10 protein-coding genes are annotated in these 16,119 nt (G+C 73.2%); 7 read left to right on the top strand and 3 right to left on the bottom strand.

Translation table 11 applies throughout. The features are described 5' to 3' along the window. Nucleotides 1–11: 11 nt before the first annotated feature. From ACWCPF_RS11800 to ACWCPF_RS11775, 6 genes are all read left to right on the top strand, one after another. Nucleotides 12–4,580: a CHAT domain-containing protein gene (locus tag ACWCPF_RS11800; RefSeq protein ID WP_451044827.1), complete on the top strand. Its 4,569-nt coding sequence runs from the start codon at nucleotides 12–14 to the stop codon at nucleotides 4,578–4,580. Nucleotides 4,581–4,626: 46 nt separating this feature from the next. Further along, nucleotides 4,627–5,682 carry a hypothetical protein gene (locus ACWCPF_RS11795; protein ID WP_451044826.1) on the top strand — a complete coding sequence of 352 codons (1,056 nt, stop codon included), beginning with the start codon at nucleotides 4,627–4,629 and terminating at the stop codon, nucleotides 5,680–5,682. 122 nt (nucleotides 5,683–5,804) lie between these two features. Beyond that, nucleotides 5,805–6,626 carry a TIM barrel protein gene (locus ACWCPF_RS11790; protein ID WP_451044825.1) on the top strand — a complete coding sequence of 274 codons (822 nt, stop codon included), beginning with the start codon at nucleotides 5,805–5,807 and terminating at the stop codon, nucleotides 6,624–6,626. Between the two features lie 25 nt (nucleotides 6,627–6,651). Further along, nucleotides 6,652–7,554: a 2-hydroxy-3-oxopropionate reductase gene (locus ACWCPF_RS11785; protein ID WP_451044824.1), complete on the top strand. Its 903-nt coding sequence runs from the start codon at nucleotides 6,652–6,654 to the stop codon at nucleotides 7,552–7,554. 359 nt (nucleotides 7,555–7,913) lie between these two features. Continuing rightward, nucleotides 7,914–8,174, top strand: a complete 261-nt coding sequence (locus tag ACWCPF_RS11780; protein ID WP_451044823.1) for a hypothetical protein — start codon at nucleotides 7,914–7,916, stop codon at nucleotides 8,172–8,174. 139 nt (nucleotides 8,175–8,313) lie between these two features. Beyond that, a complete protein-coding gene (locus ACWCPF_RS11775) occupies nucleotides 8,314–8,964 on the top strand; it encodes a TIGR04222 domain-containing membrane protein (RefSeq protein ID WP_451044822.1) in 651 nt (216 codons plus the stop codon). A gap of 71 nt (nucleotides 8,965–9,035) precedes the next feature. On the opposite strand, the gene gcl is transcribed toward ACWCPF_RS11775, so the two are convergent. Continuing rightward, entirely contained in the window at nucleotides 9,036–10,820 is a 1,785-nt protein-coding gene (gene gcl, locus ACWCPF_RS11770; protein WP_451044821.1) for a glyoxylate carboligase, read from the bottom strand. Nucleotides 10,821–10,992: 172 nt separating this feature from the next. On the opposite strand from gcl, the gene ACWCPF_RS11765 reads away from it, so the two are divergent. Beyond that, the gene (locus ACWCPF_RS11765) at nucleotides 10,993–11,847 is read left to right on the top strand and encodes a hypothetical protein (protein WP_451044820.1); all 855 of its coding nucleotides are present in this window, start codon (nucleotides 10,993–10,995) and stop codon (nucleotides 11,845–11,847) included. A gap of 111 nt (nucleotides 11,848–11,958) precedes the next feature. Here the strand turns inward: ACWCPF_RS11765 and ACWCPF_RS11760 are convergent, their stop codons facing one another. Together ACWCPF_RS11760 and ACWCPF_RS11755 are read right to left on the bottom strand one after the other, a co-directional pair. After that, nucleotides 11,959–13,608, bottom strand: a complete 1,650-nt coding sequence (locus tag ACWCPF_RS11760; RefSeq protein ID WP_451044819.1) for an AMP-binding protein — start codon at nucleotides 13,606–13,608, stop codon at nucleotides 11,959–11,961. Continuing rightward, complete coding sequence (locus tag ACWCPF_RS11755) at nucleotides 13,605–15,275, bottom strand: AMP-binding protein (RefSeq protein ID WP_451044818.1); 1,671 nt, start codon at nucleotides 15,273–15,275, stop codon at nucleotides 13,605–13,607. The genes ACWCPF_RS11760 and ACWCPF_RS11755 overlap by 4 nt, the downstream gene beginning before the upstream one ends. Nucleotides 15,276–16,119: the final 844 nt, after the last annotated feature.

Genomic DNA, 16,119 nt, shown 5'->3' with positions numbered 1-16,119 from the left:
TGTGCGCAGCCATGACCACTGAACGGGAGGCGGAGCGCGACCGGCTGCTCGCCTCCGCACGGCTGCGTCTCCGGCGGGTCAAGGCGACCGGGGACACGTCGCCGCTGCGGACGCCGCAGGCGCGGGCCGACCTGCGGGCGCTGCACGAACTGCGGTCCGACGGCCGCCGGGACGCCGAGGCCGGCTACCGGCTCGCCTGGCTGCTGTTCCTGAACCTCCAGCAGCCGGACGCCTCCCCGGACCCACCCCCGGACGAATCCGTCGTGGACGTCATCGGCGACGGGTTCGCCGACGCCCTGCTGGCCGGCATCGACGACCTCCCTGCCCGGTTCCTGGCCCAGATCGCGTCGATCGCCGAACCGGCCGCGATCGACCTGCTCCGGCAGGCGCGGTCGTCGTCGTCCGATCCGGCGCTGCTCGACACGGTCGTGGAGCAGCACCGGCGGATCGTGGCCGCCACGCCCGCCGGTCATCCCGGGCGTCCGCAGCGGCTCGCGAACCTGGGCGTCGCCCTGCACAGCCGGTTCGAGCGGCGGCCGTCCGAGGAGGACCTGACCGCCGCGCTGGACGCCCACGGCGAGGCGGTCCGCGCGACCCGGCCGGACGATCCCGACCTGCCGATGCGGCTCAGCGGGCGGGCGGGCGCGCTGTGGTCCCGCCACCGGCTGCACGGCGACCCCGCCGACCTGGACGCCGCCGTCGAGGGGATGCGGGCGGCTGTCGACGCCGCGCCCGCCGGGTCCGCGGGGCAGGCGCTGTGCCTGTCCAACCTGGGGCTGACGCTGCGGGACCGGTTCGGCCGGTCCGGGGATCCGGCGGACCTCGACGCGGCCGTCGCCGCCGGCCGCGAGGCGTGGCGGGCGACCCCGCCGGACGACCCGAACCGCTCGGCGCGCCTGCACCACCTGGCCCGCGCCCTCCTGATCCGCTATCGCGACGTCGAGGGCATGGCGGCGCTGGAGCAGACCGTCGACCGGCTGCGCACGACGGCCGGCACCCCGGCGGACGCGTACGCGCTGTGCTTCTGGGCGGGCCTGGACGACATCCCGCCCGAGGTGGCCGCCGACGTCGCCGCGTCGGCCGCGCTGCTGCTCCTCGCCCGGCAACAGCGGCTCATGACCGCGTACGACCGGGCCGAGCACGAGTCCGTCATCGCGCTGTGGCGGCGCATCCTCGGCATCACCCCATCGGGGGATCGGCGACGGCACATCTTCCTCGCCAACCTCAGCCATGCACTGCTGATCCGCTACCACCTCACCGGCGCGGCGGACGATCTGGCGGCGGCGCTCGCGGCCGCGCGCCGGGCGATGCGCGCGGCCGCGGAGGACGACCCGGAGCGCGGTCTGGGGGTGCTCAACCTGGCGGCCGGGCTCTCGGAGCGGTTTCGGCGCGAGGGCCGGACCGAGGACCTGGATCTGGCCGTCGACCTGCTGCGGGAGACCTCCGCACGGCTTGCGCACGATCACCGAGACCGGGCCCGCCACCTCTGCGAGCTGGGCGCGGTGCTGGGCATGCGGTTCGAGTGGCACGAGGATCCGGCCGACCTCGACGACGCCATCGCCGTCCTGCGCGAGTCCACCCGGACCGTGCCGGCCGATCCGCTGGGCCCGGGGGCCGCTCTGAACAACCTGGGTGAGGCACTGAGGCGGCGGTACGGCGGCACCGGCGACCCGGCCGACCTGGAGGAGGCCGTCGGTCTGCTGCGGGCCGCCGTGGAGGCCACCCCCGCGGCGCATGCGGGCCGGGTCCAGTACCTGGCCTCGCTCGGCGACGCCCTGACGATGCGGGGCGAACAGCTGGGAGACCAACAGGATCTGGCGGACGGGATCGACCTGTTGCGGGCCGCGCTCCGGACCGCTGCGGCCGGCTCCCCGGTGCGATCGCGGATCCTGCTCAACCTGGCTGTCGCCCGCTACCTGTGGCTCTTCCGGACGGGACTGCGCCGGGCCGACCTGGACGAGGCGGTGACGGCGGCCAGGACGGCCCTCGCGGACCTGTCCCCCACGCACCCCTCGCACACCAGCGGCCTCGGTCTTCTGGCGGACGCCCTGCGCATGCGGTACGAACAGACCGCGAACCCCGACGATCTGACCGAGGCGGTCGCGATCGGCCGGGAGCTGCTCCGGCCCGGCTGCGAACTCTCCCCGGCGCGCCGGGTCGAGCAACTGGTCGCCGGCGCAGGGGTATTGCACACCCAGCACCTGCGGACGGCCTCGACGGCGGACCTCGACGAGACGATCGACGCACTCCGAACGGCGCTGCGGGAGCTGTCCCCCAGGGATGGCACACGGCTGGTGATCCTGAACAACCTGGCGCTGGCGCTCATGGCACGCTGCGTGCACTCCCTCTCCGGGCCGGACCTGGACGCCGCGATCGACGCGCAGCGCACGGCGGTGGAACTGGCCGGCCCCCGGCACCGTGCCCGCGCCGAACTCCTCAGCGCCCTGGGCGGCTTCCTCCACGCCAAGTACAGCCACTCGGGTTCGAGAGCCGCCCTGGACGAGTCGATCGACGTCCTCGCCACGGCGGCCGAGGCGGCGCCCCGCGGCCATCCGACGCGGGCCATGATCCTCCCGAACTGGAGCAACGCCCTGCTGATGCGGTCCGAGGCGACGGGAGACCCAGCCGACCTGGACGCGGCGGTGGCCGTCGCCCGCGAGGCGGCCGTCGTGACGCCCGCCGCCGGCATGAGGCGGGTCTGGGCCCTCAGCCGACTCGGCGACGCGCTGGCGCGCCGCCATCGGTCGGACGGTCCGGCCACCGATCTCGACGAGGCCGTCGCGGTGCTGCGCGAGGCCTGCCGCGACGCCCGGGTCGCACCGATGATGACGCCGGTCCTGCTGTATCGGCTGAGCGGGGCCCTGGGCTCCCGCCATGAACGCGACGGCGACCCCGCCGACCAGGCGGAGGCGGTACGGCTGTGCGCGCAGGCCGCTTCGCTGCCCTTCGCATCGCCCACCGCGCGCATCCCGGCGGCGCTGCGTGCGGGTCAGCTGCTGGCCGCGTCCGGGGACGTGTCGCGCGCGGCCGACTTCACCGAGGACGCCGTCACCCTGCTGCACCGGATCGCCCCGCGCCGACTGCGCAGAGGCGAACAGCAGTACCTGCTCGGCCGGTTCCCCGGACTGGCGGCCACCGCCGCAGCGCTGGCCCTACAGGACCCGGCCGGGCCTCCAGGCCAACGAGCCCTGCGCGCCCTGCGGTTGCTGGAGACCGGGCGGGGCGTGCTGATGGGCCAGGCGCTGGACGCGTGGAGCGAGCCCGCGGCGCTGCGCCGCGGGCACCCCGAACTCGCCGCCCGCTTCGAGAGGTTGCGCGACATCCTGGACCGGCCGGACGACGGCGCGGACGCGCTGCTCGGAGGCATCCCCGACGCCGGGGCCGAGCCGGGCGACCGGCACCGGCTCGACGCCGAGCTGGCCGCCGTGCTCGAACGGATCCGCGCGCAGGACGGGTTCGGCACCTTCGGGCTGCCGCCCTCGGTCGGGGAGCTCCTCGCGGCCGCGCGGGAGGGCGCGGTCGTCGTCCTCAACGCCACGACGTCGCGCTGCGACGCCCTGCTGGTCACCGCGGCCGACGTCACCGCCGTGCCGCTGCCCGGGCTCACCCTGTCGTACGCGACGGAGCTCTCCCACGCCTGTCAGCGCGCCGCGCACGAGGCGACGGACGACGACCCGGACGTACGGACAGAGGCCCAGGCGACGCTGTCGACGGTGCTGGGCGCGCTGTGGGACGTCGTCGCCGATCCCGTCCTCACCGCGCTCGGGCACGACCGGGCGCCCCGGGACGGGAGGTACCCGCGCGTGTGGTGGGTGCCCGGCGGGCCGCTCGCCCGGCTGCCGATCCATGCCGCCGGCCACCACGACGGGTCGGGCCGGGCGGTGCTCGACCGGGTCGTCTCCTCGTACGCGCCGACCGTCCGAGCCCTGCGGCACGCCCGCCGCGCCCTGCCGGAAACCCCCGCCTTCGGCCCGCCGCTGGTCGTGGCCATGCCCACCACGCCCGGCCACGCGCCGCTCGACTTCGCGGCGGACGAGGCCGAGGTGTGCGCGGAGCTGCTGCCCGAGCCGGCGGTCCTGCTCGCCCCGGAGCGGCCGCCGACCCGCGACGAGGTGCTGCGCCGGCTGCCCGGCTGCCCGGTCGTCCACTTCGCCTGCCACGGCGACAGCCTCTCGGCGGACCCCGCACAGCACCGGCTGCTGCTGCACGACCACGCCGAGAGCCCGCTCACGATCGGCGAGCTGGCCACCGTCCGGCTCGACCACGCGCGGCTCGCGTACCTGTCGGCGTGCGGGACGGCCGTCTCCTACGACGGCGTCCTGCTCGACGAGGCCGTGCAGCTGACCTCGGCGTTCCAGCTGTGCGGCTTCCGGCATGTCGTCGGCACGCTGTGGCCCGTCGTCGACGGCACCGCCGTCGAGTTCGCCGAGGCCTTCTACGCCGCCCTGCGGCCCGGGCCCGACGCCGCCCCGGACCCCGACCGCTCGCCGTACGCCCTGCATGCGGCGGTGCGGCGACTGCGCGCCGAACTGCCCCGCACCCCGTCCCTGTGGGCGTCCCACATCCACACGGGCGCCTGACCAGCCCACCCCCCGCCCGCCCGCCCGCCCCCACGAGAAGGACAGCATGAACCGCACACCGTTTCCGCCGCACGCGTTGGTCCGCCGCACATGGCTCCTCAACCTCCTCTCCATGCTCTCCGTCGTCGCGTTCTTCTACGTGGGAAGCCGGTTCGGCGCGGGCGCGCTGGGCGCCGCCTTCGTGCTGTGGTTCGCGGCGCTGTTGTACTTCGGCCATCACGACGGGCAGAAACAGTTTCGCGCCGTCGAGCGGGACCGCGCCCGGGCGCTCAAGGCGCACACCGCCTCGATGGCGGAACGGATGCTGTTCGCCTGGCGGGAGGAGGGGTGGGAGTTCGAGGCGTCCTGCCCCGAGACCGCGATGGGGTTCGGCCGCATCCCGCAGGACATCCCCGACCACGGGCTCATGCCGGAGGAACGGGTCGTCGCCCGGCACGCGGCCGACCTGACGGCGGAGGGCGTCCTGCGCACCCGGATCGACGGTTTTCCCGTCACCGCGTTCGATCTGGAGATGATCAATGAGCCCGATGTGTGCGAGCTGCGCAGGCGCGCCCGCTTCGAGCGGGCCGCGGAGGCGTCCAAGGACTATCTGACCGTGGTCGCCGTGCAGCTGCCGGTGCGGCTGCCGTACCTGGCCTCGGTGCATCCCTTCGGCCCGGGGTCGCAGATCGCGTGCACGGCGGACGACGCCTTCGCGGAGTTCCTGCTGTCGGTGCCGGCGGTGCGCGCGGCGGCGCTGGACGTGGAGCGGCTGTGGTCCGTGCAGGGCGATCTGCTCGTCTCCTGCGCGCTGACCGACTGCGGCCTCGATGTGGCGGACGTGGTGGAGGTCGCCCGGCGGACGGCCCTGCTGGCGGGCGCGTTCCCCTGGTCCGAGCTGGAACGCTTCCGCGTCGAAGCGCCCGAGCCCGGGACCGAGCCCGGGGCCGGGACAGGGGCTGGGCAGCACTCGCTGTGGGTGCACGAGTTCACCGACGGCGTGATCGGTCCGCAGGTGCGGCGCTGGGACGAACAGCGCCTGGGCCGCACGGAGTTGCGGGCCTTCCGGTCCACGGAGGAGTGGATGAGCGAGCCGCTGCCGGCCGAGAACCCCGTCGGCTGAGCCGACGCCCCGACGTGCGCGCACCCCCTTCCCCTTGACAAGCCCCGGGACCGAGCGGCAATCTTCCAGTAAGCAGAAAATAACTTCCACAATACGGAAATATAGAAGGGGGCGCGAGAGCCGTGGGCTTCGAGGACCAGCGCTTCAACGTCAACCTGTCGATCCTCTTCACGGAACTCCCGCTCCTGGAGCGTCCCGCGGCGGCTGCCGCGGCCGGGTTCACCGCGGTCGAGCTGTGGTGGCCCTGGCTGGACTCCCCCACCCCCGAGCGGTCCGAGCTCGACGCACTGAAGAAGGCGATCGACGACGCGGGCGTCCAGCTCACCGGCCTGAACTTCTACGCCGGACGGCTCCCGGGCCCGGACCGCGGCGCGCTCTCGCTGCCCGGCGTGGAGTCGGAGCGGTTCCGCGCCAACCTCGATGTGGCCGCCGACCTCGCGGGCGCCCTGGGCTGCACGGCGCTCAACGCGCTGTACGGCAACCGGGTCGACGGCGTGGACCCGGCCGAACAGGACGCGCTGGCCCTGGAGAACCTCGTGCTCGCGGCCCGCGCGGCGGACCGGATCGGCGCGATCCTGCTGATCGAGGCGCTGAACCGGCCCGAGTCGCCGCGGTATCCGCTGGTGAGCGCACCGGCCGCGGTCGAGGTCGCGGACCGGGTCGACGCGGCCTCCGGGCTCGGCAACGCGCGCTTCCTCATGGACCTCTACCACCTGTCCATGAACGGCGAGGACCTGCCGTCGGTGATCGATCGGTACGCGTCCAGGACCGGTCATGTGCAGATCGCCGACAACCCCGGCCGTGGCGCGCCCGGCACCGGCGCACTGCCCCTCGCCGACCTCCTCGACCGGCTGCGGAAGGCCGGTTACGACGGCTGGGTCGGCCTGGAGTACAAGCCGGGCGACCGCCCGAGCGCCGAGGCCTTCGACTGGCTGCCCCGCTGATCCCCCCGTAACGAGAGGCATCCCGATGAGCAACGCGAGCCACCCGCTTCCCAAGATCGCCTGGATAGGCCTCGGCATCATGGGCTCCCCCATGTCCGAGAACCTGATCAAGGCGGGCTACGCCGTCACCGGCTTCACCCTGGAGCAGGACAAGCTGGACCGGCTCTCCGCCGCCGGCGGCGCCGCGGCCGGGTCCGTCGCCGAGGCGGTCCGGGACGCCGACGTCGTGATCACGATGGTGCCCGCCTCCCCGCAGGTCGAGGCCATCGCCTACGGCCCCGACGGCATCCTGGCGCACGCGCGCACCGGCGCACTCCTGATCGACATGTCCTCGATCACCCCGCAGACCTCGATCGACCTCGCGCGGGCGGCGAAGGACAGGGGCATCCGGGTGCTGGACGCTCCCGTGTCCGGCGGTGAGGCCGGCGCCGTCGAGGCCGTGCTGTCCATCATGGTCGGCGGCGAGCAGGCCGACTTCGACGAGGCAAAGCCCGTCTTCGAGGTGCTCGGCAGGACCGTCGTGCGGTGCGGACCGCACGGCAGCGGGCAGACGGTGAAGGCCGCCAACCAGCTGATCGTCGCCGTGAACATCCAGGCGTGCGCCGAGGCCGTGGTCTTCCTGGAGAAGTCAGGGGTGGATCTGAAGGCCGCGCTGGACGTCCTCAACGGCGGACTGGCCGGCTCGACCGTGCTGACGCGCAAGAAGGACAACTTCCTCGCCCGCGACTTCAAGCCCGGCTTCCGCATCGACCTGCACCACAAGGACATGGGCATCGTGACGGACGCCGCCCGCGGCGTCGGCGCGGCCCTGCCCGTGGGCTCGGTCGTCGCCCAGCTGGTCGCGAGCCTGCGCGCGCAGGGCGACGGCGGGCTGGACCACTCGGCGCTGCTGCGCGCGGTCGAGCGCCTCTCGGGCGCACGGCTCTGAGTCTCCCGCCCCTTCCCCCACCACCTCCCCCCCATCCCCTTTCTCCCCATCCCTTCCCATACTTCCGGGCGGCGCCGCCGCTGACATCTGTCCTGTCGCGCCCAGGCGGTGACGCCGCCCGGAAACCCGGCCCACGTACGGATATTGACGGCACGTCAGGATCCGCACGTGCCGAGGGACCGCGGCGGTGTGCGAGCCAGTGCGGTGGTGAAGGAACGGGGCCCCCTCTCGACCTGAGGGAGGAGGCCCGCGTCTCCGTCGTGACCGCCGCGGTCCCTGCCCACGGGAGAGTGAGCCGCCCGGCTCCGCCCGGCTCTGCCCGGCATGCGGATCCCGCCCGGCCGCAGGAGGCTGAAGGCATGGGCAATCCGACGCAGTATCCGCACATCGTGGTCCACCCCCCGGCGCTGGACGGGTCCCGCCGGGTCACCTCGGGCGACACCGTTCTCGGGGTCGCCGCGCATCTCGACGACGTCGTCGAGATCCTGCGCCTGGCCGACCTGGACCGGATCGAGGTGGAGGAGAGCGATCTCATCGAGTGGCAGGGCGGCGGCCCCGACGACTGGCCGGGCCTGTCGGAACACCATGAGAAGCACCATGAGAAGCACCACGAGGCGTAGCGGCTCGGGGCGCGCCAACTTTAAATCAACCTCTGAACGTCGTCCAGCAGGCTTCAACCGCCCCCAAGACAGGACACATTGTCGTCACGCGGGGTCCGCCGACACGGGGGCGGCGGGCTCCGCTTCCGGGGGTGATGACATGAGTGGGAACACGTCGGTCCGGCTGGAGCCCTACGAGGTCGCGCTGATGCGGGGCGGCACCCGCTCGGCGGTCACGGTGGCCGTGCTCGCTCTGCACCTGCGCGGTCTCGTCGACGCGGGCAGGCAGGGACGGATCCGCAGGACGGGGGCGACCGCGACAACGGTGACGTCGGGGACGGCAGGGACAGCGGCAGGGGCAGCGGCGGACTCGGGGGACGGCCTCCCGCCCCTGCCGACGGCCGTGTACGCGGCGCTCCAACGTCCCGCGAGCATCGCGGAGTTGGAGGCCGCGCCGGGCGTGCGCGGCGCGCTCGCCGAGCTGCGGGCCGGGCTCGTCGCGGCCAGGTTGCTGCGCTCGCTCCCGCCGCGCCGGACCCGCGCCGCCCGCCATGCGCTCCGCGCCCTGCTCGCCGGGCATCCCCTGCCGACCGACCGGAAGGGGCTGGCCCAGGACGACGTCCTGATCGCGGCCGCCCTGTACGGGGCGCCCGCCCTGAGCGTCCTGGCCGGGCGCTTCGCCCTGCGGGCGGGGCTGACCGCCCGGGCCGAGGTGGCGGACAAGGGGTTCCACCACAACGCGCCCCGGGGCGGCGGCACGGGCGGCGCGTACTCCTGCGGGGGCGGAGGCGGGGGCGGCGGCTCGGACTGAGCGCCACGCTGCGCGCCGCATTACGCGCCGCGTTGCGCGCCGCACCGAGCGCCGCAATTGCGCGCCGCCGGTCAGGCCTTCAGCGTCCTGATCGACGTCGGCGCGTGCGCCGGCTCGGTGGCGAGGTCCTCGAACTCCACGACGTTTCCTATGTCGTTGGTGCCGCTCATCGAGATGTTCGTGACGCGTTCGAGGATCGCCTCGACGACGACCGGCACCCGGAACTCGGCGGCGAGCTTCTTCGCCTGCTCGAAGGCGGCGCCGAGTTCGGCGGGGTCCGTCACCCGGACGGCCTTGCAGCCGAGTCCCTCGACGACCTTGACGTGGTCGACGCCGTACACCCCCAGCTCGGGCGAGTTGACGTTCTCAAACTCCAGGTTGACCTGGAAGTCGATGTCGAACGCCCGCTGCGCCTGCCGGATCAGCCCCAAGTAGGCGTTGTTCACGAGGACATGGACGTACGGGATCCTGTGCTGTGCGCCGACGGCCAGCTCCTCGATCATGAACTGGAAGTCGTAGTCCCCGGAGAGGGCCACGACCTGCGCCTCGGGGTCGGCCGCGGCGACGCCGAGCGCCGCCGGGATCGTCCAGCCGAGGGGGCCCGCCTGGCCGCAGTTGATCCAGTGCCGCGGCCGGTAGACGTGCAGCAGCTGCGCGCCGGCGATCTGCGAGAGGCCGATGGTGGTGACGTACCGGGTCTCCGGCCCGAAGGCCTTGTTCATCTCCTCGTAGACGCGCTGCGGCTTGATCGGGATGTCGTCGAAGTGCGTACGGCGTTGGAGAGTCGCCTTCTTCTCCTGCGCGGCGGCCGCCCACGCCGAACGGTCGGGGAGGGCTCCCGCCGCCTTCAACTCCCTTGCCACCGCTACGAACTGCTCCAGGGCCGCCTTCGCGTCCGAGGCGATCCCGTAGTCCGGGGCGAAGATCCTGCCGATCTGGGTGGGCTCGACGTCGACGTGGACGAACGTGCGGCCGGCCGTGTAGACGTCGAGGCGGCCGGTGTGCCGGTTGGCCCAGCGGTTGCCGATGCCGAGGACGAAGTCGGAGGCCAGGAAGGTCGCGTTGCCGTAGCGGTGCGAGGTCTGCAGGCCGACCATGCCGGCGTTGAGCTCATGGTCGTCGGGGATCGCGCCCCAGCCCATCAGGGTCGGGATGACCGGGGTTCCGGTCGACTCGGCGAATTCCACGAGGAGTTCGGCTGCGTCGGCGGTGATGACCCCGCCGCCGGCGACGATCAGCGGGCGCTCGGACGCGTTCAGCATCCGGATCGCCTTCTCGATCTGCGCACGGGTCGCAGTCGGCCGGTGGACCGGCAGCGGTGCGTAGGTGTCCGGGTCGAACTCGATCTCCGTCTGCTGGACGTCGACCGGCAGATCGATCAGGACCGGACCCGGCCGGCCGGACCGCATGAGGTGGAAGGCCTGCTGGAAGACGCCGGGGACCTGCCCCGCCTCCAGGACGGTGACCGCCATCTTGGTCACCGGCCGTGCGATCGAGGCGATGTCGACGGCCTGGAAGTCCTCCTTGTGGATCACGGCGGTCGGGGCCTGACCCGTGATGCACAGGATCGGGATGGAATCCCCGAGGGCGGAGTACAGCCCGGTGATCATGTCGGTGCCGGCCGGGCCCGAGGTGCCGATGCAGACGCCGATGTTGCCCGCGCGTGCACGGGTGTAGCCCTCGGCCATGTGCGAGGCGCCCTCGACATGACGGGCGAGCGTGTGCCGGACGCCGCCGGCGGCCCTGAGCGCCGCGTAGAAGGGGTTGATCGCCGCGCCGGGGACCCCGAACGCGCTGGTGACGCCCTCGCGCTTGAGGATCTCGACTGCCGCGCGGGCAGCGGTCATACGAGCCATGGAGTACTCCTCGGATTCGCTCCCCCGTCGCGCCCCGCGGGTGAGAGCTGAGCTTCCCTGCCGTTTTCCAGCTTTTCCGTAATGCGGAAATTACTTTCTACTATCTGGAAGCAATGTAAGTGGACGGACAAAGGTCGTCAAGAGACGGACAAGCGGGGGTCGAAGGAGGACGATGGGGGCCATGTCCGAGAGCGTGCCGGTGCGCTGCCCGGCCTGTCGGCGCGAGCGCCCCTTCACCGTGCCGTCCTATCCGTGCGCGTGCGGCGCCCCTGTCACGCCGGTGCTCGACCGGCGGACGACGCCGACGGCCGTCGCGCACCGGGCCTGGGACGAGGAGTGGATCGCCCTGTGCTGCCCGGCCTGCGGCCGCCGCGACCAGTGGCCCCACCCGGAACTGGGCTGCGCCTGCGGAACGGTGCTGCGCATCCCGGTGACCGCCGAGCCTTCCGCCCCACCGACCGCGCCGGAGACCGATCCGGCACCAGGCCCGACGCCCGGTCAGGCCCCTGGTCAGGCACCCGGTCCGCAGACATCCGCGTCGCCGCCCCCGCCTCCGCCTCTGCCGCCGCCTGCGTCATCGACGACGGGCCCGGGAGCCGCACCGGAGCCACCGTCGACGGCGACCCCGACGCCGACGCGTCGCCGCGCCTTCCGCCCCGCCGTCGCCATCCGTACCGCACGCGACGCGGTCACGGCCGCCGCGCTCTATCTGAACTGGCTCGGGCACGGCGACATCCGGCGGGCCGACCAGCGGCCCACCTCCGGCATCGGCCTCGCCGCGCGCGGACTGCTGGCCCAGGTGGACCCGAGCGTGCACCCGGCCTCGCTGCGGGACGTGGAGTGCCTGTGGCTGACGGCGATGACGGAGTCCGCGGACTGCGTCTACTTCTCCCTCGCCGGCTACGCGGACGACGCCCGCGCCCGCGCCGACCAGCTCCACGTCCCGCTGTTCGTCCTGGACCTCACGGGCGCCCCGCAGCCGGTCAACTCAACGGCCGACGCCCTGAACGCCCGAGGCGTCCGCTGAGCAGGTCGGGCGAAGTCGGCAGCGCCCCTTAAGGGGCGCGGGGAACTGCGCGACCAGCCACGACGACGCCGCACCCGAACGACGGCACATCGCGGCACCCCAGCGGAGCGCTCAGCCTTGCGCGTACTTCTCGCGCAGTTCGATCTTGCGCACCTTCCCCGAGACCGTCATCGGGAAGACCTCCAGGAGCTGCAGTCTGCTGGGGATCTTGTAGTGCGCCAGCCGGCCCTCGCAGTAGACGCGCAGTTCCTCCAGCGTCAGGGGGTCCGTCCCGTCGCCCGGGATCACACAGGCGAGGACCTCCTCGCCGTAGCGCTCGTGCGGGACGCCGACGACCTGGACGTCCCTGACCTTCGGGTGGCCGTGGAGGAACTCCTCGATCTCGCGCGGGTAGATGTTCTCCCCGCCCCGGATGATCATGTCCTTGATGCGGCCGACGATCTCGACGTAACCGTCTTCGCGCATCACCGCCAGATCCCCGGTGTGCATCCAGCGTCCCGCGTCGATCGCCTCGGCCGTCTTCGCGGGTTCGTTCCAGTAACCGAGCATCACGCTGTATCCGCGGGTGCACAGCTCGCCCGCCGTGCCGCGGGGCCGGGTCGCCCCGGTCGCCGGGTCGACGACCTTCACCTCGACGTGCGGCAGGACGCTGCCGACGGTGCCGGTGCGGTGTTCGAGGTCGTCGTCGCGGCGGGTCTGGGTGGAGACGGGCGAGGTCTCGGTCATGCCGTAGGCGATGGACACCTCCGTCATGTGCATCTCGGCGACCACCCGTTTCATCACCTCCGCCGGGCACGGCGAGCCCGCCATGATGCCGGTGCGCAGCGACGAGAGGTCGTAGGCCGCGAAGTCGGGGAGGTTCAGCTCCGCGATGAACATGGTCGGGACGCCGTACAAGGAGGTGCACCGCTCCTGTTGCACCGTCCTGAGCGTGGCCCCCGGATCGAAGGACGGTGCCGGAATGACCATGCAGGCGCCGTGCGAGGTGGCCGCGAGGTTTCCCATCACCATGCCGAAACAGTGGTAGAAGGGCACCGGGATGCAGATCCGGTCCTGCTCGCTGTAGCCGATCGACTCCCCCACGAAGTAACCGTTGTTGAGAATGTTGTGATGGGAGAGCGTGGCCCCCTTGGGGAAGCCCGTGGTGCCCGAGGTGTACTGGATGTTGATGGGATCGTCGCAGGACAGCTCGTCGGGGCGGGCTTCAGCCGCTTCAGGTGCATCAGGCGCTTCGGGTGCATCAGGCGCTTCCCGCGCTTCGGGTGGCGCGGGTGCCGCCCGGGCGAGCAACGCCTCCCAGCTCGGGTCGCCGAAGTACACCACCTCGCGCAACCGCTCGCACCGGGGCCGGACCTGCTCCACCATCGCCCGGTAGTCGCTGCTCTTGTGGCCGAGGGAGGCGAAGAGCAGACGGACCCCGGCCTGGTCGAGCACGTACTCGACCTCATGGGTGCGGTAGGCCGGGTTGATGTTGACCATGATCGCCCCGATGCGGGCGGTGGCGTACTGGACGAGCACCCACTCCGGGCAGTTGACCGCCCAGATCCCCACCCGGTCGCCCTTGGCGACCCCGGCGCCGAGCAGGGCGCGGGCCAGCCTCCCGACCTCCGCGCCGAAGGCGGCGTAGGTCCAGCGGCGCCCCGAGGGGACGTCGACCAGCGCCTCGCGGTCCGGCCAGGCCGCCACCGCCCGGTCCAGGTTGGCGCCGATGGTGTCCCCGAGCAGCGGGGTGTCACTCGCGCCGTGCGCGTACGAGTTCACCGGAAGTCCTCCTCACGGTACTCGTCCGCCGAGCCCGCGGCCGTCGCCTCGCGCAGCTCGATCCGGCGGATCTTGCCGCTGACGGTCTTGGGCAGCGGGGCGAACTCCAGGCGGCGGATGCGCTGGTAGGCGGCGAGGACCTCGCGGGAGTGCTCGAACAGCACCTTCGCGGTGTCGGGTCCCGGCTCCCAGCCCTCGGCAAGGACGACGTACGCCTTGGGCACGGCGAGGCGCAGTGCGTCCGGGGCGGGGACGACCGCCGCCTCGGCGACCGCCTCGTGCTCCAGCAGCGCGCTCTCCAGCTCGAACGGGCTGATCTTGTAGTCGGAGGCCTTGAAGACGTCGTCGGCCCGCCCGATATATGTGATGTAACCGTTTTCGTCACGGCTGCCGATGTCGCCGGTGCGGTAGTAGCCGCCGGCCATCGCCTCGGCCGTCCGGTCGGGTTCGCCGTGGTAACCGGTCATCAGGCCGACCGGGCGGGCGGACAGGTCCAGCGCGATCTCGCCCTCCCGCGCGCCGGGGGCGCCGGACACCGGGTCGAGGAGTTCCACCCGGTAACCGGGGCCGGGCCGGCCCATCGAGCCCGTCTTCAGTTCCTGTCCGGGGCTGTTGGCGATCTGCACGGCCGTCTCGGTCTGGCCGAAGCCGTCCCGGACCGTCACTCCCCAGGCGCGCCGGACCTGTTCGACGACCTCGGGGTTGAGGGGTTCGCCCGCGGCCACCGCCTCGCGGGGCGGGGTGCGCAGCTGGCTGAGGTCGGCCTGGATGAGCATGCGCCAGACGGTGGGCGGGGCGCAGAACGTGGTCACGCCCGCGCGGTCCATCTCCGCCATGAGCCGGGCCGGGTCAAAGCGGGTGTAGTTGTGGATGAAAACGGTTGCTTCGGCGTTCCAGGGGGCGAAGAGGTTGGACCAGGCGTGCTTGGCCCAGCCGGGCGAGGAGATGTTGAGGTGCACATCGCCGGGCTGGAGCCCGATCCAGTACATCGTCGCCAGGTGTCCGACCGGATACGAGGTGTGCGTGTGCTCCACCAGTTTGGGGCGGGCGGTGGTGCCGGAGGTGAAGTAGAGCATCAGCGGGTCGTCGGCGAGGGTGGGGCCGTCGGGGGTGAAGTCGGCCGGGGCGGCGTAGGCGTCCTCGTACGGCTGCCAGCCGTCCACCGCGCCGCCGACCGTGATGCGGGTGTAGTCGCCGGGGACCTCGTCGAACTTGGCCGCGTCCGCGGACCGGGCGAGGACGTGCCGGACCCGGCCGCGCTCGACGCGGTCGGTCAGGTCGGCGGGGCCGAGCAGCGGGGTCGCCGGGATGACGACGGCGCGCAGCTTCATCGCGGCCAGCGCGGTCTCCCACAGCTCGGCCTGGTTGCCGAGCATGACGAGGATCCGGTCCTCGGCGGCGACCCCGCGGCCGCGCAGCCAGTTCGCCACGCGGTCGGAGCGTTCTGCCAGTTCGGCGAAGGTGAGACGGGTTTCGGAACCGTCTTCTTCCACGATGTGCAGGGCGGTGCGCTCGTTGCCGTCGGCGATGACGTCGAACCAGTCGAGGGCCCAGTTGAAGCGATCCGCGCGGGGCCACTCGAAACGCTCGTAAGCGGTTGTGTAGTCCTCGCGGTGTTCCTGCAGGAAGTCGCGGGCTCGGCGGAAACGCTCCGTCGCCGTCGTCATCTGTCCTCCTCGGTGCCGGACCATTGCCGGGCGGCTCTCCGACATCGTGTAATCCGTGATGCAGGTCTCACTACCCCCGAAGGGGGGTGCGCGGCACCACGCCGCGCGGAAAGGGCGAGAACGTGGCAGCAGACGCGGCCGGAACGGCGGAGATTCGCGGTGCGCTCACGCGTCCGCGACGGACGAAGGGGCGGCCCCTCGCCTGCGGCGGCCCGATGGAGCCGGGGCGGCAACGGACGCGCATCAGCGAGCTCGGCGGCGCGCAGGACCTCCTGCCGGCGAACCCGCCGTCGAACCCTCCGGTGACCTCGGGCAACGGCCTCGGCGCCAGGACGGCCGCCCCGCCCCGTCCACGCACCGCGACCGACTCGCGGGGCGCCGGCCCGGCCCTGCGCGTCGAACTCCTCCGCGTCTGCGGGCCGCCGGCCTCGGGGGCGCAGCCGGCCCAGCCGGGCGGTCCGGGCCCGCGCGAGACGGGCATGCCTGGATGCATGGCGGCGGCCGGGCGGTCGGAGCTGCGGCCGGGGACGGGCAACGGCCGGCTCCGGGCGGCGAGGTGCGGAGGCGGCGCGTGCGCGCGGCGAGGGGCGGTGGTCGTGGCCCGCGGGGCGCCGGCCCGGCCCTGCGCGTCGAACTCCTCGGCGTCTGCGGGCCGCCGGCCTCGGGGGCGCAGCCGGCCCAGCCGGGCGGTCCGGGCCCGCGCGAGACGGGCATGCCTGGATGCATGGCGGCGGCCGGGCGGTCGGGGCTGCGGCCGGGGACGGGCAACGGCCGGCTCCGGGCGGCGAGGTGCGGGGGCGGCGCGTGCGCGCGGCGAGGGGCGGTGGTCGTGGCCCGCGGGGCG

The organism is Streptomyces sp. NPDC001858 (assembly GCF_053594615.1).
Note: the sequence above shows the minus strand (reverse complement) of the source record. Positions and strands in the feature narration are given on the sequence as shown.